Origin of the sequence: Nostoc sp. DedQUE09 (genome assembly GCF_034530915.1) — a bacterium.
Taxonomy (GTDB): domain Bacteria; phylum Cyanobacteriota; class Cyanobacteriia; order Cyanobacteriales; family Nostocaceae; genus Nostoc.
This window is the reverse complement of record NZ_JAVRCE010000006.1, coordinates 158944-178872: the sequence shown is the minus strand read 5'-3', so window position 1 is coordinate 178872 and position 19929 is coordinate 158944. Positions and strand designations below refer to the sequence as shown.

Annotated in this window: 19 protein-coding genes; 12 read left to right on the top strand and 7 right to left on the bottom strand. The window is 42.0% G+C overall.

Annotated elements, in window-relative coordinates; all coding sequences use genetic code 11:
- Positions 1-193 precede the first annotated feature (193 nt).
- Positions 194-1438 carry a DUF3574 domain-containing protein gene (locus tag RMY27_RS06370; protein ID WP_322661468.1) on the bottom strand — a complete coding sequence of 415 codons (1245 nt, stop codon included), beginning with the start codon at positions 1436-1438 and terminating at the stop codon, positions 194-196.
- Between the two features lie 752 nt (positions 1439-2190).
- Between RMY27_RS06370 and RMY27_RS06365 the strand changes: the two genes are divergently transcribed.
- Together RMY27_RS06365 and RMY27_RS06360 are read left to right on the top strand one after the other, a co-directional pair.
- On the top strand, positions 2191-2448 hold the full coding sequence (locus tag RMY27_RS06365) for a hypothetical protein (protein ID WP_322661466.1): 258 nt from the start codon (positions 2191-2193) through the stop codon (positions 2446-2448).
- Between the two features lie 25 nt (positions 2449-2473).
- Positions 2474-5242, top strand: coding sequence for a TIGR02921 family PEP-CTERM protein (locus RMY27_RS06360; protein WP_322661464.1), 2769 nt, complete (start codon positions 2474-2476; stop codon positions 5240-5242).
- A 547-nt stretch (positions 5243-5789) separates the two neighbouring features.
- Here the strand turns inward: RMY27_RS06360 and RMY27_RS06355 are convergent.
- The gene (locus RMY27_RS06355) at positions 5790-6023 is read right to left on the bottom strand and encodes a hypothetical protein (RefSeq protein ID WP_322661462.1); all 234 of its coding nucleotides are present in this window, start codon (positions 6021-6023) and stop codon (positions 5790-5792) included.
- A gap of 73 nt (positions 6024-6096) precedes the next feature.
- Positions 6097-6507: a hypothetical protein gene (locus RMY27_RS06350; protein WP_322661461.1), complete on the bottom strand. Its 411-nt coding sequence runs from the start codon at positions 6505-6507 to the stop codon at positions 6097-6099.
- Positions 6508-6538: 31 nt separating this feature from the next.
- Here RMY27_RS06350 and RMY27_RS06345 point away from each other — a divergent pair, with 31 nt between their 5' ends.
- Positions 6539-6706, top strand: coding sequence for a hypothetical protein (locus RMY27_RS06345; RefSeq protein ID WP_322661459.1), 168 nt, complete (start codon positions 6539-6541; stop codon positions 6704-6706).
- Between the two features lie 1024 nt (positions 6707-7730).
- Positions 7731-8351 carry an FMN-dependent NADH-azoreductase gene (locus tag RMY27_RS06340; RefSeq protein ID WP_322661457.1) on the top strand — a complete coding sequence of 207 codons (621 nt, stop codon included), beginning with the start codon at positions 7731-7733 and terminating at the stop codon, positions 8349-8351.
- Here the strand turns inward: RMY27_RS06340 and RMY27_RS06335 are convergent.
- The 3 genes from RMY27_RS06335 to RMY27_RS06325 all read right to left on the bottom strand — a co-directional run bounded on the left by RMY27_RS06335 (position 8327) and on the right by RMY27_RS06325 (position 10904).
- Positions 8327-8524 (bottom strand): hypothetical protein, encoded by a 198-nt coding sequence (locus tag RMY27_RS06335; RefSeq protein WP_322661455.1) that lies wholly within the window; start codon positions 8522-8524, stop codon positions 8327-8329. The genes RMY27_RS06340 and RMY27_RS06335 overlap by 25 nt on opposite strands.
- Positions 8525-8812: 288 nt before the next feature.
- Positions 8813-9223, bottom strand: a complete 411-nt coding sequence (locus RMY27_RS06330) for a hypothetical protein (protein WP_322661453.1) — start codon at positions 9221-9223, stop codon at positions 8813-8815.
- A 130-nt stretch (positions 9224-9353) separates the two neighbouring features.
- Complete coding sequence (locus RMY27_RS06325) at positions 9354-10904, bottom strand: cryptochrome/photolyase family protein (RefSeq protein WP_322661452.1); 1551 nt, start codon at positions 10902-10904, stop codon at positions 9354-9356.
- 236 nt (positions 10905-11140) lie between these two features.
- On the opposite strand from RMY27_RS06325, the gene dinB reads away from it, so the two are divergent.
- Together dinB and RMY27_RS06315 are read left to right on the top strand one after the other, a co-directional pair.
- Positions 11141-11707 (top strand): DNA polymerase IV, encoded by a 567-nt coding sequence (gene dinB / locus RMY27_RS06320; protein WP_322661450.1) that lies wholly within the window; start codon positions 11141-11143, stop codon positions 11705-11707.
- Positions 11649-12257 carry a hypothetical protein gene (locus RMY27_RS06315; protein WP_322661448.1) on the top strand — a complete coding sequence of 203 codons (609 nt, stop codon included), beginning with the start codon at positions 11649-11651 and terminating at the stop codon, positions 12255-12257. Before dinB ends, RMY27_RS06315 begins: the two co-directional genes overlap by 59 nt.
- A gap of 46 nt (positions 12258-12303) precedes the next feature.
- Here the strand turns inward: RMY27_RS06315 and RMY27_RS06310 are convergent, their stop codons facing one another.
- Positions 12304-12576, bottom strand: a complete 273-nt coding sequence (locus RMY27_RS06310; RefSeq protein ID WP_322661447.1) for a hypothetical protein — start codon at positions 12574-12576, stop codon at positions 12304-12306.
- An 87-nt stretch (positions 12577-12663) separates the two neighbouring features.
- Between RMY27_RS06310 and tnpB the strand changes: the two genes are divergently transcribed.
- From tnpB to RMY27_RS06280, 6 genes are all read left to right on the top strand, one after another.
- Positions 12664-13701: an IS200/IS605 family element RNA-guided endonuclease TnpB gene (gene tnpB / locus RMY27_RS06305; RefSeq protein WP_322661445.1), complete on the top strand. Its 1038-nt coding sequence runs from the start codon at positions 12664-12666 to the stop codon at positions 13699-13701.
- A 55-nt stretch (positions 13702-13756) separates the two neighbouring features.
- Positions 13757-14656, top strand: a complete 900-nt coding sequence (locus tag RMY27_RS06300) for a transposase family protein (RefSeq protein ID WP_322661443.1) — start codon at positions 13757-13759, stop codon at positions 14654-14656.
- Positions 14637-14882 (top strand): CNNM domain-containing protein, encoded by a 246-nt coding sequence (locus tag RMY27_RS06295; RefSeq protein WP_322661441.1) that lies wholly within the window; start codon positions 14637-14639, stop codon positions 14880-14882. Before RMY27_RS06300 ends, RMY27_RS06295 begins: the two co-directional genes overlap by 20 nt.
- Before the next feature lie 39 nt (positions 14883-14921).
- Positions 14922-15089, top strand: coding sequence for a hypothetical protein (locus RMY27_RS06290; protein ID WP_322661439.1), 168 nt, complete (start codon positions 14922-14924; stop codon positions 15087-15089).
- Positions 15090-15836: 747 nt separating this feature from the next.
- Positions 15837-16109 (top strand): helix-turn-helix transcriptional regulator, encoded by a 273-nt coding sequence (locus RMY27_RS06285; protein ID WP_322661437.1) that lies wholly within the window; start codon positions 15837-15839, stop codon positions 16107-16109.
- Between the two features lie 12 nt (positions 16110-16121).
- The gene (locus RMY27_RS06280; protein ID WP_322661435.1) at positions 16122-19772 is read left to right on the top strand and encodes a PAS domain S-box protein; all 3651 of its coding nucleotides are present in this window, start codon (positions 16122-16124) and stop codon (positions 19770-19772) included.
- Positions 19773-19929: the final 157 nt, after the last annotated feature.

The window sequence follows — 19929 nt, the reverse complement described above, 5'->3', positions numbered from 1 at the left end:
TTACTGGCTGTGCGACGATTATTTTGTTTGTCTGCTAATTATTCTAATTTGGATGTTATCTCTGTGTAGCAGTCTTCTGCTAAGGGATATGACCATTGTGCCTCTTCCCCCTCTGCCCACACACGAAAATCATTCTTGTTAATAAAAAATTGGGTATTTTAACTGATTGATAAAGGTGCTTTATCTTAATCTCTTACCGATGCTTATGCCCTTTCTTTTTCAATATGCAAGCGACGATCAAAGTGCTAAATAGAAGCGCTCCAGTAACAGAAGAAGGTTCTGGAACAGGCTGAGACTCTACAAAACGCACACGGATATCTTCATCAACAACTGTCAAGACACTTTCTTGACTAAACTGTTGAAGGTAAGCTTCAATAATTTGGTTAATAGAAGTTTCGTTATCCAGAGTATCTTCAAAGATAAGGCTGATAACCTTGGAGGGTTCTTCAATAATAATTCCGGTACTGTCTTGAAATTGCCCATTGGCATCAAAAATTGTTAGACCCGATGGGAAACGAGGGGTAATCACACTATCAACAAACGTTTGAAACTCGCTTTCGGATACCTCTTGACCTCCGGGAATGTTGCGCCCAAAAAATAAATCTGCTTGGATTAGTTCTGGAACTGGACTGTTGTCAATTAGATCATCAGCTAAACCGAAGCTAACCTTTACATCTTGATTGGCCGCAACCAAAACACTTTCTTGATTAAATTGTTGGCGGTACGCCGTTACAATCTCGTTAACTGAGGTTTCATTGCTCAAAGCGTCTTCCAAAAGTAGGGTGACAACCTTCGAGGGTTCTTCAATAATGGTTCCGGTGCTGTCTTGAAATTGCCCATTGGCATCAAAAATTGTTAGACCCGATGGGAAACGAGGGGTAATCACACTGTCAACAAACACTTGAAACTCGCTCTGAGATACTTCACCGTCCCCAGGAATGTTACGCCCAAAAAATAAATCCGTTTGGATGAGCTTTGGAACTGAACTATTGTTAAATAAATCCTTACCTGAACCGAAGCTAACTGCAAGCTCGTCAAAGTTTGCCACTTGTAAAACACTTTCCTGATTGAACTGCTTGCGGTATGCCTTGACAATCTCGCTAATAGATACTTCGTTTGTTGGAGTGTCTTCTCGGAAGAGGGTAACAACTTTAGCAGGTTCTTCGATAAGTTTTCCTGTACTATCTTGAAATTGCCCATTGACATCAAAAATTGTTAGACCACTTGAGAAACGAGGGGTAATTACAGCATCAACAAAAGCCTGAAACTCTTTCTGGGATACCTCTTGACCTCCGGCAATATTACGTCCAAAAAACAAATCTTCCTGAATTAGGGAGAATGCTTTAGCTTTAGGTAAATCTACTATGAACGCCAGAGAAAGGGCGGTACTAGTGGCCAGAGCGGTAGTAATTTTGTTGAAAATATATTTTTTAGACATAGTTGTAATGCTCCTAAGCGAATAAACTAAAGCCTAAGATTTAGCTCATGTTAGGTACTGAATAAATGTGAAAACCTTTTTGCACTACAATGAAAATACTCTACGTAGCAAAAAAAACTAGTGTTTGTGCTGAAGTTCATCAAATCTTTAAAATAAAATTTATAGTTTGTTCATTTTTAGTCTGTACTGCTCCCTCAAAACATGGTTGCAATGGCGATCACAAAAAGCTCAAGCTTCCCCTATCGCCGCCCCCGCCTCTTCTGTGCCTTTGTTACAACCGCCCTCCACGGCCTACGATCGCTCCTTGGGGTAATAGTGCATTCATGTTTTTTTGACCAAATTTTGATAACCATTGGTTAACACGCATTCAGCCAAGGGTATTGTATTGGGATTGGTTTATTGCGTTTAATCCTTGTATAGTGCAGCTTTAAAAGTTTTTCGCTCTTTTTGCGTAAATTACAAAACTCTAGCTGAAGAATATTACATAGCGAACGAATTATATTAGGGCTTATGCATTGACATAAAATATGGTGGCATCATGAACATATATCTAGCCAAGTCTTCTGTGATATTCCATCTGGGGTTACTCCGCCGCTTGTAGATTTCAAACACTACAGAACCTCCGCTTAATCACGCACTAACCCGGCAGTAGTGGAAAATAACTTTAGGGACGTGGTATATAGCAATCCTCGAAAACTGCTGCTAACAAGCGTAGGAGTAATAGCGATCGCTACATTTCAACTTTTCTATTTTTGTATGTTCGGCAGCCTTATTTGATATTTCGCCCCATACCAAAAATCTTAACGCTACCTAGTTCACCGGACATTTTTCTTCCTTACAAAGATGTGCGTTTAGCTATTGCCGGCTCTAATGAATATATACATGGCTGGTGGATTCCAGCACCATTACCAAAAGAGCTGGAAGTCCCTAAGCAAATTGTTACAAAAGCCAGTGTTAAGGGAAAACTTAAAATAAGGAACTATTTTAAATGCTGGGGTATGGGTGCATGAACGTTAATTTTAGAGGAGTAAAGCTGTGAAATTATTTTGGAATACAAGTTTTTATGGAATTTTTTGGATCTGGAATCTGACATTTTTAATGTTAGTTTACATAGGGATATTGCCATACGTAGGCGTACCATTATTTCAGGCAACCTTAACAGGTGATATCCCATCTGAATTTTCTTTGACTCTAGTTACTTTAATTGCCATCCCCACAATTTCCAGTATTATCGGTGGTTGGAGATTTACCAAACAACCTTTACAACTAATTCGCCTATTTTATGGTATAGAAGCACCACTGTTTTTATTGTGTTTGTTGCGGTTATTTGTGATCCGAGAACTGACATCAGCCAGTAGCCAGATTCTGATAACAATGGGCGTATGTATAGCTGCTTTTACTGGAGAGTTATTTTGGGGTTATGCTTCCCGACGTAAAAGTGGTTTGCAATGGGCACAAATGTTAGCCCATACATTAATGCTAGTATTTGGAATTTATGCGGGTGCGGTGTTGTTATTTTACGCCTTGCCTTTAGCAGTATTTCTGTTGCAAGAATTCCTCAAATTTGCATGGCTAAAACTATTATGGGATGTACTATATCACTCAGCTTTTGTGGGAGGGTTATTTATAATAATTCCTTGGCTGGCTATTGTTAGTTTCAGTGCCACATTGTTTATTGCAATGCCATCGGCGTTAACAGCAATGTATGTACATTCAGGAGCAAAAATTTTAAGAGCCTTTGCTTCAGAACATGGTAAGAATAAAACATTTGCTGGTGCTGGTGCAGTTATTGTGGCGTTTGCAGTTACTTTTGTATCTTTACAACAACAACCCCAAGTATTAGCTTTTTCACTCTTAGCTAATGCACCTACAAATGATAGCGATCGCCAAACGCTCGTAGCCAAATCAGAACAAATTCGTATAGGATTAGTTAATGCTTATTTATCTTCTTACCGCTACCTTAGCAGCAAGCAAGAAAATAACCATATCAGTGCTATGTATCATCATGTATTAGGCTTAGATAAATCAGCCACTGATGGATTGCAAGCAACTTATAACTTTCTGATGTCACCATTTTTATATAATGGTTCTGACAAAGATACCGCCAAGGCAGAGAAACTTTACGCCGATTTTTTTGATACACCTCTACAAAAAGCAGAAAAAACAGCAGTTAGTCACGCAGTACAATCTACTTTTAATGAACAAGAAGTTAAAGCAGGTTTATTAAATATCAACGAAAAAAAAGTTTTATTAGTATCACAAGAAGTCACAGTTAAAGAACATGGTGATTGGGCTGATGTGGAATTATCCGAAATTTATAAAAACCAAACACAAGAAGTTCAGGAAGTTTTTTACTCCTTTTCTTTGCCAGAAAGCGCTGTAATTACTGGCTTATGGTTGGGAGATACTAATAAATTAGACCAACGTTTCCCTTTTGTTGTCTCTCCTCGCGGTGCTGCCCAGAAAGTTTATAATTCTCAAGTTAGACGTTCACGCCCTATAGATCCGGCTTTGTTGGAACAAGTAGGGCCGAGACATTATCGCTTACGGGCTTTTCCTATTCCTCCAAAGAATGTACAACAAATACAAGGGCAACCACCACTCCCCACAGAAATGCACCTATGGTTAACTTACAAAGTGCTGGGACAAGAATTGGGTTGGGAAATGCCCGATTTAGGGGAAAGACGTAATATTTTCTGGACTAATCAAACCAAGCGTATCCGCAACGGCAAAGAAATCGGTTTGAAAGACGATGTTTGGTTAGAAAAATTCATAAGAGCAAGTGGAAAAATTCAATCTGTATTACATGAAGTAAATTTAGAGTCTGGCTACAAAATATTAGCTAAACCCTTATCTAGTCAAGATTACACCTTACCCAAAGGCCAGCGAGTTGCTGTAGTTCTCGATACTTCTCGCAGCATGGGGGAACATATTAAAGAATTGCTGCAAACATTATCATGGTTGAAACAACACAGCTTTGCAGATAATGATTTGGCAAACAACGATGCAGATTTATATCTCAGTGTTTCTCCAGGTGCTGCACCCAAACGCTTAGATAATCTCCAGCAATTCCAACCGGAAAAAGTCGCCTTTTACGGTACAATTCAACCCCAAGAAATGCTGACACAGTTTAACAATTTGCGTGGAGATACAGCTTATGATGTCGTTTTGTTGTTGACTGATGAAGGCAGTTATGAATTATCGAAGAACAATAAAACCGTCCCTAATACGCCTGCACCTTTGTGGATGCTACATCTAGGTGGATTACCTGGGGCTTATAACGATGGCATTATTAAATCATTACAAGATAGTGGTGGTGGAGTTGCTGTTGATATTTCTGAGGTGCTGCAACGAATTGCTACTAAATCAGTTTTAGGTGACTCTGTTGTGAGTGTTGTCAATGGTTATGCTTGGTATTTGCAAACATTAGGCACAGCAATTGCAACTAGCAACCAACAAGATGATTTCTTGCCATTAGCAGCCAGACAATTAATTTTAGGGTTGAGTAAAAAAATTAAATTAGACAACCTCAAAGGTTTGGATGTGATTCACGCCGTAGCTAAAAAGTATAAGATTGTCAGCCCTTATTCTTCGATGTTGGTATTAGTCAACGATGAACAAAGACAGTTACTCAAAGAAGCAGAAGCCCAGAGCGATCGCTTTGACCGTAAAGTTGAGAACGGGAAGGAAAATCTCTCTAAACCCGTTAATCCCTTGAAAGTTAGTGTACCTGAAGCATCAGGGGGATGGTTTTTAGGTGTGAGTGCGATCGCTTTATTCATTCTTGTGAAGCGTCGGCGTTAATTACAGCATATTTCAGGTAAATGAAAGACATCTCCGAAAAAGAATTGTTTTGACGTAGCACTGCTACGTCTCTACAAGGTTTCTGGGTAACGCATATTTAATTTCTGGAGATGTCTAATCTTTTAAGCGTAGTAATCGCCAAAAATCTTTCTTGTGCTGCTATGGATAATAACTATATGCTGACTATTTTTACTGCTTGCTTATCTCAATATGAGGATATCTCTAAACCCGCTTGTCAATAGTGTTTCAGATGCGCTTACCCTGTTGTTGTAATTGGTATAGTTGATTTTTTAATGCTTCACCAGTGTGAATATGGCTGAAATTATTTCACTCTACATTTGAAGATTTTGGATTATGAGTCATACTAAAAAAAGGCTTATGATTTCAGCAATCACTAACTATATTTCCAAGCAGCCATTTGGCTAAGGAGATAGTTGAAAGTGGGTTGACATTCATTATTGATGAAAACTTATTAGTAGGGAGGTGAAGCCATGAACCAGTCTCATGAGGAAGACAAAAATAAATTCCTGTCCCCTCGTGGTCGCTATTACGGACAAGTTAAACCAGAAAACTTAGTTTTTAATGCTAACTTGCAAGAATTTGCTCTATCTCTTTTGCTCCCTGCTTCCTCCATAAGAGCCTCTTGTTCAAGAGAGCGAATTAATTCCCGAATGACATCAGTTGCTGGTCTACCTGTCATTGCACAATATCGTTCAAGCTTTTCGCTTTCAACTGATGCGAGATTTAGCGTAATTCGTTTGACAGCCCATTTTTTGTTCATAACTTACTCTACTAAGTTACTTGCCATAAATGTTTAGAGCCACCAAACAGTTGCAAGCCTTTTAACTTGATGATTACTGTGTAACAGGTGTACCGTTTAAAGTCATCACAGGTTTGCGATCGCAAAGGCTAATATCAGCTTTCCAACGGGAGGGGAATTTTGAATCAATGAAAGTGACTTGAAATCTGCCCCAATGATAAGTAGGTTTACCATCAGCCCCTTCTCTATAGGTATCACAACGTACCGATGAAGACTTTTGTACCCAATAGCCATTATATGAACCTCGGTCATTAAACACTCCTGCTAAACCATCAATGAAGATTATTCCATCGCGACCATAACGCCACACGGCAGTTTTATTACGATCTTCTTGATAAACCACTTTATATTCTTCCGTTTTCCAAACCTCATCTGCTAGAGCTTTTTGAGGCGCAGCAGTGCAAATCAATGAGGCTAAGGTCAGGAGAACATAGTTCTTTTTCATAAAATTGACTTTGCTCAATTCAAAATTTAGCATGAATTACGAGGTCAATTTTCTCACAATTTTATGCGCTTATTATGAAAATCAAAGGGTTTTAGGGGAGACAGTCCGTGGGCTAGCCAGAGCCTTGACAGGCGATTTCAAAGGAGCAATTACAGACTTTGAGGCTTGGGGTGATGGTGCATTTATCTTTGACAAATGAGTGATAACGGAGGGTTATCACGTATTCAGCCAAGGGTATTGTATTGGGCTTGGTTGATTGCGTCTAATCCTTGTATAGTGAAGCTTTAAAAGTTTTTCGCTCTTTTTCCGTAAATTACAAAACTCAAGCTGAAGAATATTACATAGCAAACGAATTATATGTAAAGCAGGGGGCAACACTTTAAAACTCCCATATTTAATTTTTTTGCAAGCGCTGCTCTGGACTCCTTGCCCCAGAGCAGTTTTTCATTGCACAGGTGGTCTCCCTTGAGTCAAGTAGCCGTTGGTAGCAATTGAATTAGGGTGTTTACTCACAGAAGCAGGAATGTTGCGCGGAAAGTCCGTAAAAGCCGATACTCTAAGTGTAGTAAGCATAAACCTTGATCACCAGTAAAACTCCTAGTACAGGGATTTAAGCAATGGCAAAGATTCAGTAGACTTGGCAACGTAGGCTGCGCTTTTATGCTTAAAGGTTGTTTGAAAAGGGTCGGCTTGAGCCTCAAGTGCGACTCAGAGGCGCGATCTCAAATCCCAAAATTCCGATTCTCTCGTGGCAGTTTTTCGGTAGCCAGGGTAGTTAAACACACATTTGAGGACTTTTCAAACATCCTCTAATACACAAACTAATTTATTAAAAATGGTGTACTTATGAGCAACAATCAATTATCCAACAGATATAACGACAATAGACTGTACACTAGATTAGTTACTACACTCAAGATTCTTCAGGTTATCGGCTTTTTTATTGTAGCCATTGTTTTCCTTATAATATTTTCAATATTTGGGCGAGCTTTAAGTTTTGGTGCAGGTAATATATTTATCCTCTTGCCTTTAATTTATTTAATTATTCCCTGTATTATTATATATATTCTGACAGCAGCTTTAATATCAATCATTGACCTTTTAAGCCGTGTAGAAAGGAATACAAGGTCTGAATAATAGCTGATGAATGAAGCTTTTAGACCGACAAGGGGATTAGTGAATCGGTATTCTAGTTGCCAAATGAAATTTTTGGTTGAGGGACTATGGGAAACATTCTGCATATTGATTCAAGTCCACGGGGCGATCGCTCCAAATCTCGTAAATTAGCCAAGGAGTTTATTGCTGCGTGGCAAAGTCTTCATCCTGATGATGTGGTTAGCTATCGTGATTTAAGGCAAACGCCAGTTCCTCACGTCACTGAAGATTGGATTGTGGCTTGTTTTACTCCACCAGAAGCACTGACTTCAGAAATGACTGAACTGCTGAAGTTTTCCGATGAGTTAGTGGATGAGTTTTTGGCGGCTGATCGCTGTGTGTTCAGCGTGCCGATGTACAACTTCAGCATTCCGTCCAACTTCAAAGGATACATTGATCAAGTGATTCGTGTGGGTCGCACATTCACGGAGGAGGATGGTCAAGTCAAAGGACTTGCAAACGGTAAAAAAGTGTTGTTCATTACATCACGAGGCGTTGAATATGGAGCAGGTTCTCTTTATGAAGGATGGGATTGTCAGGAACCTGCGCTGCGGTATGCTTTTCAATTCATGGGTGTGACTGATATTGAGTTCATTCATGCCAATGGTCTAGATATGGGAGACGAGGTACGGAAACGAGCGTTAGACAAAGCACAATCTGAAATTCAAGAATTAGTTAATAGTTGGTAGCGCCAGCCAGCTAACAAGTTGATGAAGCGGACGGGCGAGATATCTTGGCGGTGATACTGAACTTCTCTGCGCGGCTTATCCTGGTCGCTTCTCGCCGCCCCCGCCCTCATCCCTGCCCGATTAATAACCGCTCTCCACAGCCGACAATTGCTCACCTTGAGGTGATGGTGCATTCATGCTGAAGGGCGAATGTGTCCAATTTGTTCCCAAAATATGACTAGAACAATGATTCAGTAATATCAATATTAGTTACTTCCTATTTTCTAGCTTTTTAATAATTCAAGTATTGAAAACCTGAGAAGTAACTTCATTTATTATCGGTAATAATTCTTTCTGAATTTTCCGTTGGATAACTAACAAAAAAGGATTTAGTATTGAATTTAACTGGATATCTTTTGCGATACTTATTTTTACATTATTGTTACTAAGTTTTTTAAGTAATACTATAAGTTGTGCTTCTCTCAATTGTAATCGTTGCCATTAGGAGCCGACAATTGAATCATCTCAGTAAAACGTGAATACTTAACCATATCGGTAGGGGGATAATCTGCCGACACTGCAATTAACCCAATTTTTATATCCTCGAAATAAATCACGCCCCCAATACGCCCTTCAAGAAAGAAAGCTCCATGAAATAAATGATATGGAGCTATGTAGATCACCAAACAGTCACTAATCTTTATTGCCCTGTCAAACATCTGCTGACAAGTTTTTTGGAGGACGGCATCTAGATATTCATTATAGGCAGGCTCACCCAGGTCAGTGAATTCCGGTAGATCCGCAAAATGATCCATATAAAATAGCCAAATATCGGACAAGTCTGCGTCATTCGCCAGTTTCTGTTTAAGTTCTTGCAATCGGTCGATATTCATATTGTGGATATTGAGGAGATCGGGCAAACAGACAGTTAAAAAGTATCAATAGTTAACTTTCTACGATTTTTTAGTTGAGATAGCCAAAGCACAGTTTGAGCCACGCTTGCTGAAGAACCGCAGCATCAGGCTACTGGGCATTTCCTTGTCCAACGGTTGCTGCTTGTGTAGTGTGCCAATTAGAAGCCAGAGAGCGGATTTTTTGAAGTTCCGATGGAGAGAGACGCTCCAAGTTACGCAGTATTTGAGTCATACGTGGCTGCTCTTTTAGCAAGTCGTAATGACGAGCCAGAAAGTCCCAATAAAAAAAGTTGAAAGGACAAGCATTATCCGTACTGCGCTGGCGATGGTTATAAGCACAATTTTTACAATAGTCGCTCATGTTGTTGATGTAGTTAGCAGAAGCAGCATAAGGCTTAGATGCAATCATTCCACCGTCAGCAAACTGCCCCATACCAATAACATTGGTTTGCATTACCCAATCGTAGCCATCAATAAAAGCAGCATGAAACCAGTCTTCAAGTTCTTGGGGGGAGATACCTGCTATCAAAGCAAAGTTGTTCAAGACCATCAACCGTTGAATATGATGAGCATAACCTATTTGTTTAACCTGAGTTAGAATTTGGTGCAGACAATTCATCTGTGTATCGCCAGTCCAATAAAAAGCAGGCAGTGGATGAGTGTGGTTAAACCAGTTACGTTCTGAATAATCATCATCTAGGTAAACATAAACACCGTGCATATACTCTCGCCAGCCAAGCACCTGACGGATAAAGCCTTCAATGCTGTTTAGCTCCCAGTCGCTGCTGTTGTCTAAATATGCAAGTTGTGCCGCCTGAACAACTTCCAAGGGATGAAGCAATCCAATATTGAGATAGGGAGAAAGCATCGCGTGCCACATTGTCTGTTCGCCAGTCACCATCGCGTCCTGGTATGACCCGAATGAAGACAAACGTGTTTCGATAAAAAACTTCATTACTTGTAGTGCTTGCTGTCGCGTTACACCCCAGCAGAAGGGTTCTAATTGCCAGTAACTTTGATTGTCACCGAATGCCTCAGATTGCTTAATGAAGTCAATTACATCTTGTGTAATTGAGTCTGGTTCAAACCATAAAGGTTCGGGTAAGGTCAGTTTGCCTTTTGGTGGTTTGCGATTTTGTTTGTCAAAGTTCCATCGACCACCAACAGGTTGGTTGCCGGACATTAGAATGTTGAACCTCTGTCGTCCCTGGCGGTAAAAGTCCTCCATGATTAGGCGTTTGCGTCCACTTGCCCAGTCAATGAACTCCTGATCACTCCAGATAAAACGGTTATTTGGTGTAAAAGTGACTTGAATTGTCAAGTTTAACTTTTGAATTAATCTAGCAAAAGGGCGATCTGTTGGAGTCATCACCCGCAGTTCGGTAATTTGGTATTGCTCAATCCATTGGAGTAAAGGTGTTTTGAAATCTTGGCTTTGAGCGTATGTTACTGGGAAGCCAAGCGATCGCAATTCGGCAGCAAAGTGACGCATGGCTGACCAGACCAATACCAGTTTTTGCAAGTGATAAGGAAGTTGCCCTGCATGGGCAAGAGATTCGATAAAAATCACAGGAGTCTGTTGGTGTTTTTGTAGGCAACTCTCTAGCGCTGACTGCCCAGCCCAAAGTTGATCTCCGAGAACCCAAACACCAATAGTCATGCCCTTGCTCCCTCTAATACCGTGCGTTGACAACGTGACGACAAAATTCTATTCAATCAAGTGTAACGTCATTGTTACAAAAACTTTCTCAATGAAAAAGCTTATGAAAGCCTAAAAGCGCTAGAGCTAATGTACTATTATGATGAGAAAATTCTCAAATATCTAGATTGAATCATAAATTTACCAGAGAATAGTCGTTTCCACCGCTTGCTAGAAATGGTAATACTTCAACAACAATGCAGACGAGGAAAATAGTTCACGTAGACATGGATGCCTTCTACGCATCGGTGGAACAGCGAGACAACCCTAGCTACCGAGGCAAACCCTTAGTAGTCGGTGGCAGTCCCAATCAGCGAGGTGTAGTTGCAGCAGCCAGTTATGAAGCTAGAAAATTTGGTATTCACTCTGCGATGCCCTCAGTAACTGCGTTCGCTAGATGTCCCGCCCTTATCTTTGTCAGACCGAGATTCGACGTTTACCGAGATATTTCCGCAGCAATCCACACCATATTCAAACGCTACACTGATTTAGTAGAAGGAGTTGCACTAGATGAAGCATATCTAGATGTTACTGAGAACCGACAAAATATCCCCTACGCTTCTACTGTCGCAAGACACATCAAAACTGCAATTTTCCAGGAAACCCAGTTGACGGCAACCGCAGGTGTGTCAATTAACAAGTTTCTTGCAAAAATGGCATCAGGGCAGAATAAGCCGAATGGACTGACGGTGATTTTGCCAGAGGATGCGATGTCTACGACAAGCCGCAAGCGTCTACGCATTTGTAGAGCAGCTAGCGATTGAGAAGTTCCACGGCATTGGGGAGGTGACGGCGGCGAAGATGCACTCACTCGGCATTCACACTGGCGCAGACTTGAAAGAGCGATCGCTCCTGGAGCTAACACACCACTTTGGTAAAGCAGGTAATTATTACTATAAGATTGCCAGGGCAGAAGATGACCGCCCAGTTGAAGCAAATCGAGTTTGCAAGTCAATTGGTGCAGAAACCTCGTTTGCTAGAGACTTAAGTGACTATAGTGAAATGTTACAAGAACTCGAACAGATTGCCCAAATTGTCGAGCAACGGTTGGAGCAGCATGAAACGCGAGGACGCACATTAACTCTGAAAGTTAAGTTCTCTGACTATCAGCAGCTAACCCGTAGTAAGACAATGCTTGCTCCCATCGGTGAACTCTCTACGATTTTTGAGATAGCCAAAGCGCTGTTTGAGCCGATTGACCTGGAAAACCGCAGTGTTAGGTTGTTGGGGATTTCGTTGTCAAACCTGGATAATGCCAAACAAACCCAAGTCATTCAACTGCCACTATTTCAAAATGCAGGCATTATATTTTAGCGTCGGCTAGCAAGAACCGCAGGCATCGCGCTGTTCAAATACTGACTCACCCACGACAAAAATCATCAACCCTCAACTCGCGCCAAACATCAGACGGTTGCCACCCGGAGTTACCCACAGAGGGTAGGGGGCGATAGTGTTCAGAAATGTATTCGGATTCGGAAACGTAGTCTTCAATGTACACAGGTGGATTGGGTTCAATTACTGTTTCAAGAATATTTTGGCTCTCAGGAATCTCAATGGTTTCAATCGGTGGTGGGGTTACTTCTGCTTTCTTGCGAACTGGGTTAGGGTTTTTTTTGATTTCTTCAAGCCGCACACTCGTGACTTCCGGTCATGAGTTAGGCGCTCTATATTAGGTGTCACTTTGTGTTAAAATCGAAAGGTATTCAGCAAATTAAAGAAATTGTCATCCCTCCAAAAAGCATTTAAAGTTACTCTCATACCGACACACAATCAAGAGGTCTTAATCAACAAGACGATTGGTTGTGCAAGATATGTATATAACCGCTTTTTGGCACTAAGACAAGAGTTATATACGACTGAGCAGACAACCTTAAACTACAATGCTTGTAGTCAAAAGCTAACTATACTCAAGAAAGAAATTGAATGGTTGAAAGAAGTAGATAAGTTTGCCTTACAGAATTCACTCAAGAATTTAGAGACAGCATACAAAAACTTTTTTGCTGACTTAAAGAAGATGAAAGGGAAAAAGAGTGTAGGCTTTCCTAAGTTTAAAAAGAAGCATGGATGTAAACAATCTTACAAAACTAACCTGACCAACGGTAATATTCAGATAATAGATAATCGTTTAAAGCTTCCCAAGCTAGGATGGGTAAAGTTTCATAAGTCGCAAGACGTTACCGGAAAGCTTGTAAATGTTACGATAACTCGGACTTCTTCTGGTAAGTATATTGCTAGTATCTTGTGTGAAACTGAGATAGAAAAATACCCTGAAGTTGTTCAAAATATTGGTTTAGACTTAGGGGTTAAGTCTTATCTTGTTACTAGTGACGGTGAAGTTGTAGATAATCCTAAATATTACAGAACTCAAACTCGTAAGTTACGTAAAGCTCATAAAAAACTATCCCGTAGTGCAAAAGGTAGTAACAACCGAGTTAAAGCGAAAATCAAGCTGGCTCGTACTTTTGAACGAATTACAAATTTGAGAAATGACTTTCTGCACAAGTTATCAACTCGTCTAATCAAGGAAAATAGCATTATCTGTGTTGAAGATTTGCGAGTTGCCAACATGGTGAAGAACCACAAATTAGCATTGAGTATTTTAGACGCTAGTTGGTCTAAGTTCATTACCATGCTCGAATATAAAGCTTTATGGCATGACAGACTTGTGCAGAAAATCGGCACGTTTTATCCCTCCTCACAAACTTGTAACTGTTGTGGTTTTATTAGTCCACTAGACTTGTCCGAAATATTAACTTAGGAAAAGAAAAATGGTAAAACGTTGAATTGAGCGTCTACCATTTTCCAAATAAGTTATGGTTTTTGATTATATCCAAAAGTATCCGCGCCGAACAAAACAAATTTTAGGGATTAGTTACTCACAATTGCAATCATTGCTAAATTGTGCGAGCAAACGTCACCAGGAAATTAAAATTCAGCAAGAAAGGCGAAAAATAAGAATTAATGCAGCTGGTGGGGGTCGCAAAGAATTGTTATCAATCCAAGAACAAGTTTGTTTATGCTTGTTCTATTTAAGACAGATGCCGACATTTCAAGTATTAGGAATGTTGTTTGGGGTTTCTAAAACCGAAGCCAATGATACATTTCACGACTGGATACCAATACTACGAGATATTTTACCTTCCAGTTTATTAGAACCCTGCTCAAATAATGAGAGCGATTTACTATTTGTTCAAGAAGTGTTAACTAATTTTAGGCTATTGGTCGATAGCCTGGAACAGCCAATATATAGACATTCTGACCAAAAAGAACAACAAAAATATTTTTCCGGTAAGAAAAGACAACATACTTTGAAAAGCCAAATGATTGGGATGCCAGAAGGAAAAGATATTGTTGAGGTAGAAGTAGGTGTTCCTGGGCCAACAGCAGATATAAAGTTGTTTCGTCAATCTCAGCAAAAATTTGATAAATCTCAACCTTTTTCAGGTGATAAAGGATTTCAAGGTGGCGAAAACATCACTACGCCTCATAAAAGAAAACCGAAACGAGAATTAACTCAGCAGCAAAAGGATGAAAATAAAGCTTTGTCTAGCAATCGGATATTCATCGAACATTTGATTCGATTGCTTAAAATATTTCGGATTGCCTCACAGAGATTTCGATTGAAATTTGAGACTTATGAGCAAATTATCTTAACAGTTTGTGGTTTAGTTCGTCTGAGAATTGGTAGTTGCCTTGGTTGCGCTTCGCCGTAGTCGTGTCGAACAGTTGGTCATTCAAGGTCATCCCCGTGCAAAAGCTTTACAACGGGCAGTAAATAACTTGGATGCTTATCTAGCAGCGACCCAACTTGGTGTTACCATATCTTCTTTAGGCTTAGGTTGGCTTGGAGAACCAGCGATTGCAGTAGTGGTCGAACCCGCTTTCCACTGGCTGCCAAAATCTTTATCGCAAACTAGCGCCCATATTTTATGTTGTTGAGCGATAGTTTATAATATTCTATAAAGATGATTAAGAAAAATGATTAAGCCTAAAAATGTGTACCGCGGACACTCAATGGAAAAAGTTGGTCACGGTAAAAGAGCGGTATTTAAAACAACTATCAACGAAAAAGAATGGTCTGCCGTGACTGAAATAAATGTAAAAACAGCAATTGATACTTGGATTGATGAAGGAATAGAGCCTTAGTTATTGGGCTACATAGCTTAAAAATGCCCTGGATAATCCGAATTGGGGGCCATCGCCATGAAACCGGAACTCAAGTAACTCCTCCAATCGAAACCCAGGTTTTTCTTTAGTGTTCGGTTGTAAGTTGCCTGTACCGACGCAAGGGAAACCCTACGTAAACTGTAGGCAAGATTTACAGTAATTATACAGAGGTATAACATAGTTGTCAAATTGTAAACTAAATGCTGCTAAAAGATGATTATAGTAAATTTATATACTCTATTGAGGTAAATAACTCAGTAGAGTATTTTTGTGAAAGTGCGCCTAATGTAAGCGATAGCCTGTTCTGTGTCCTTGTTACAACCGCCCTCCACAGCCGAAGATTGCTCCTTGGGGTAATGGCAATGATAAAAGGGCGAATGTGTCCAATTTGTTCCCAAAATATGACTAGAATAGGGATTCAGTAATCGGAATCATGAAGAAAAATCAAGTTTCGGGCAGAAGTTGGGCGGGGGGAGGCTTTGATTGTTTAAGCATTTGCCAGCTACCAGCAAATCTGACTACTGTTTTGAATTGCGATGCTTGGCATCAGTATTAGGATAAATATATTTTATACTTTCACAAACTAGAGACATCACAGCAACCATCTATTAAGCTGTTAATACTTGTTAACGAGCCTCCTCAAGAACAACTTATGTCTTGAGATGCATTGCTTTTTTGTTGAAATTATGCATGAGTATATAAAAGACTTTATAAAATGTGAACAATATGGCGTTTCATCAGCAATACGTCAGTATTGAGCAGCCAGCTATGAGTCAATTGATTCGAGAACTCCGGCAAACTCTAAAGCTGACCCAGGAGAAGTTTGCTCTTCACCTTGGGGTGTCCTTCCCAACAATTAATCGCTGGGAAAAAGGACATGCTACTCCGTCTCCTTTAGCCCTTAAGCAAATTGAGATGCTTTTGAATCAGCTATCGGAGTCAGCTGATGCCACGGTACGAGAACGCTGCCAGTCCATACGAAGGAAGTACTTTTTATAAGGAACTAAACGCATGAGGGCAGAGAAATTCAGGACAATAGCTGAGAAGTTGTTTGGTGGAGGCGGTGAGTTGGGGGCGTTGCTTGACTCGCACGATTGGTCGCAAACGCCATTGGGTGCTGTCGAAACCTGGTCAGACGACCTGAAAACGGCAGTGCAGATTCTACTAACTGAACTCGATCAAACTAAGCCATTCCTCAAGACGCAGCCAGATACCCAAAAGCAAAAGAATGGCTCTGCTGAACCCGCCTTACACCAAGCGAATCAACTCAATGCGTTCCGAGTCAAACTTGCCGATGCCCTTCGTCCCCTCACCGATGCTTCAGAGATACAAGCGATCGCCGCTCGTATTTTGGGTGAGTCTTTAGGAGTAACTCGTGTCATTTACATCGAAGTGGTGTCGGGTGGTGAGGAGGTTATGGTTCATTGCAACTACACTAATGGTGTAGCCCAGTTGAGCGGACGATACCGCTTGGAAGACTACCGACGCAACCTAACTACCGATCATCAGGCTGAACGCACCCAAGTTGTAACCGATATTCCCCATCATCCGAAATATACGGATGCTCAGAAGACGCGATACCGCGAGATCGATATTGCTGCCCACATTGATGTGCCGCTGATCAAAAACAATCAATTCGTTGCCCTGCTTGCGGTTCAACAATCCACACCGCGTCAGTGGACTCAAACCGAGGTCAAACTGGTTGAAGAAACCGCAGAACGAACTTGGGCAGCTGTTGAACGTGCCTATGCCGAAGCTGCCCTACGCGAATCAGAGGAGAAATATCGATCGCTGTTTAAGTCGATGAACGATGGCTTTTGCATCATCGAACTCATCTATAACGAACAGCAGCAGCCGATTGACTACCGCTTTCTAGAAACGAATTCCGCCTTTGAACGGCAAACCGGATTGAGTGACCCCATTGGCAAAACGGGACTTTACTTCGCGCCCAATCACGACCCTGAAGTTTTAGCACACTATCAACAGGCTCTAGTCACTGGTGAGCCGATCGAGTTTGAGATTGGGATGGCGGATTTAGGGCGACATTACCGAATCAGTGTCAATCGGCACGGCGACTTGCACAAGAAACAACTCGCGATCGTATTCAACGACATCAGCGAACGCCAGCAAGCCGAGGTGGCATTGCGCGAGAGTGAAGAGCGTTTCCGGCTGATGGCAGACGCTGTGCCGCAAATCGTCTGGATTACGGACTCAGAAGGTCGAGTTGAGTTTTTCAATAAACAATGGAGCGACTACACGGGCGTTCCTTACGAACCAACGACGGTAGCCCAGGTAGCTGCTAACTTCATTCATCCGGAAGATGGCGATCGCACAATGGAGGCATTTAACGAAGCGCGACGCAGCGGCGGCGTTTTCTTGGTCGAACACCGAATTCGCTCTGCGGCGGGAACCTATCGCTGGTTTCTGGTTCGCGCCCAGCCTTACCGAGATCCGCAAACGGGCGAGATTATCCGCTGGTTCGCTGCATCCGTCGATATCCACGATCGCAAGCAGGCAGAAGAAGCTTTGCGCGAGCGCGAACAACGCCTATCCATCGCCACCGAAGCAGCACAATTAGGAATATTCGAGTGGAAAGTGCCAGAGGATATCACGCTCTGGGAGAACGAACGACAGTACGAAATATTCGGACTCACGCCCGCCGATGGTTCAGTCTCTGCTCAAGAATTTTTTGAGAACTACCTGCATCCAGATGATGCCGCAGCCCTCACAGCCAAAATGACGGAGGCGATGCAAACAGGCAGTTTGTTACAAACGAGTTACCGGATTTGTCGCAAGGACGGTACAATACGCTGGATCGAAGTCAACGGACAGTTTGAATATGCCGCCGACGGTTCACCTCTGCGATTTATTGGCGTGAATGCCGACATTACCGATCGAAAACTTGCTGAAGCCATCATCAGCACTGACCTTGAAAATACCCGGCTATTGCGCGACTTGAGCGCACGACTGGTCGCTGAAGACAACATTCAAGTGCTTTACGACGAAATTGTCTCTGCTGCAATAACCCTGACACGGGCAGATGCTGGTTCAATTCAAACGCTGGATGAATCGACCCAAGAGCTAGTGCTGATCGCCACCCAGGGGATCGATCGAACCGTTACCGATCGTTTCCAGCGAGTAACTGCCAGTTCAATCACGTCTTGCGGTAGGGTTTTGGCAACGGGTAAGCGCGCCTTTGTGGATTTTGATGTACCAGAAAGCGAAGACCCCGAAGGCTCTCTCCATCTACATGTAAATACTGGGTTGATTTGTGCCCAATCTACTCCGCTCATCAGCCGTTCAGGTAGACGGATCGGTATGGTTTCGACGCATTGGCGTAAGCACTACCGACCGACTGAGCAAGAACTCCGTTTTCTGGATCTGTTAGCGCGTCAAGCTGCCGACTTGATTGAACAGCGACAGACTCAAGCCGAACGCAAACAAATTTTAGATCGCGTTCAGGCAGCGCGAGAAGAAGCAGAACGAGCCAACCGCATCAAAGATGAATTTTTGGCGGTGCTGTCCCATGAATTGCGATCGCCCCTGAACCCGATCCTGGGGTGGACGCAACTACTGCAAAACGGCAAACTCGATGAAGCCCGCAAAGCCGAAGCCTTAAAAACGATCGAACGGAATGCCAAACTCCAAACACAGCTAATTGAAGACTTACTTGACATCTCGCGCATTATGCAAGGCAAGCTGTCGCTAACAGCGACTCCCGTTAGTTTGACGTTCGTCATTTCTGCGGCGATTGAAACCGTGCGTTTGGCAGCAGAGGCGAAACACATTAGACTACAGATCGATCTTGATAATACAGTTGCGCCGATTTCTGGTGATGCTGCCCGTTTACAGCAGGTCGTCTGGAACTTGCTGAGTAATGCGGTCAAGTTCACCCCGAATGGTGGACAGGTAACGGTTGAACTGAGGCAACTGAATCAACTGGCTCAAATTCGAGTCATCGATACGGGTAAAGGGATTAATCCGCAGTTCTTGCCTTACGTATTTGAGTATTTTCGACAGGAGGATGGTTCAACCACGCGCCAGTTTGGAGGATTGGGATTGGGCCTGGCGATCGCGCGGCAAATTGTGGAACTGCATGGGGGAACAGTACGGGCCGAGAGCAAGGGCGAAGGGCAAGGCGCAACTTTCATTGTGCAATTGCCAGCGATGAAACAGACAGCATCAATCGGATCTGAACCTGTCCAGACCCAAACAGATGCAGGACTGCCACTAGAAGGCATTCACATTTTGCTAGTAGACGATGAGCCAGATACCCGTAAGTTTCAAGCGTTTCTATTGGAACAAAGCGGGGCAAAAGTGACAGCCGTTGCTTCTGGCTTAGAAGCATTGCAAGCTTTAGAACAATCGATTCCCGATGTACTTGTGAGTGATATTGGGATGGCTCAGATGGACGGCTATATGCTAATAGAGCAAATTCGTAGACGCGAAGCGGCTTGTCGTCAGACATCGCGACCACTCCAGCACGGTGGAATGATTCCAGCTATCGCGTTGACTGCCTATGCCGCAGAGATGGATCGACATCGGGCACTTCAACTCGGATTTCAAACTCATATCACAAAACCTGTGGAGCCGGAAGTGTTAGTCAGAGCGATTACAGTTTTGCTCCAACCTGGAGAGCGAAAGGTCAAAATGAGGCTTTGATTTTTTAAGCATTTGCCAGCTTCGGGTATATCTAACCACTGTTTTGAATTGCTATGCTTGGCAACAGTATTGAAATAGACATATTTTATACTTTTGTAAACTGAGGACATCATAATAACCATCTATTAAGCTGTCGATATAGGGAAAATAGTAATCC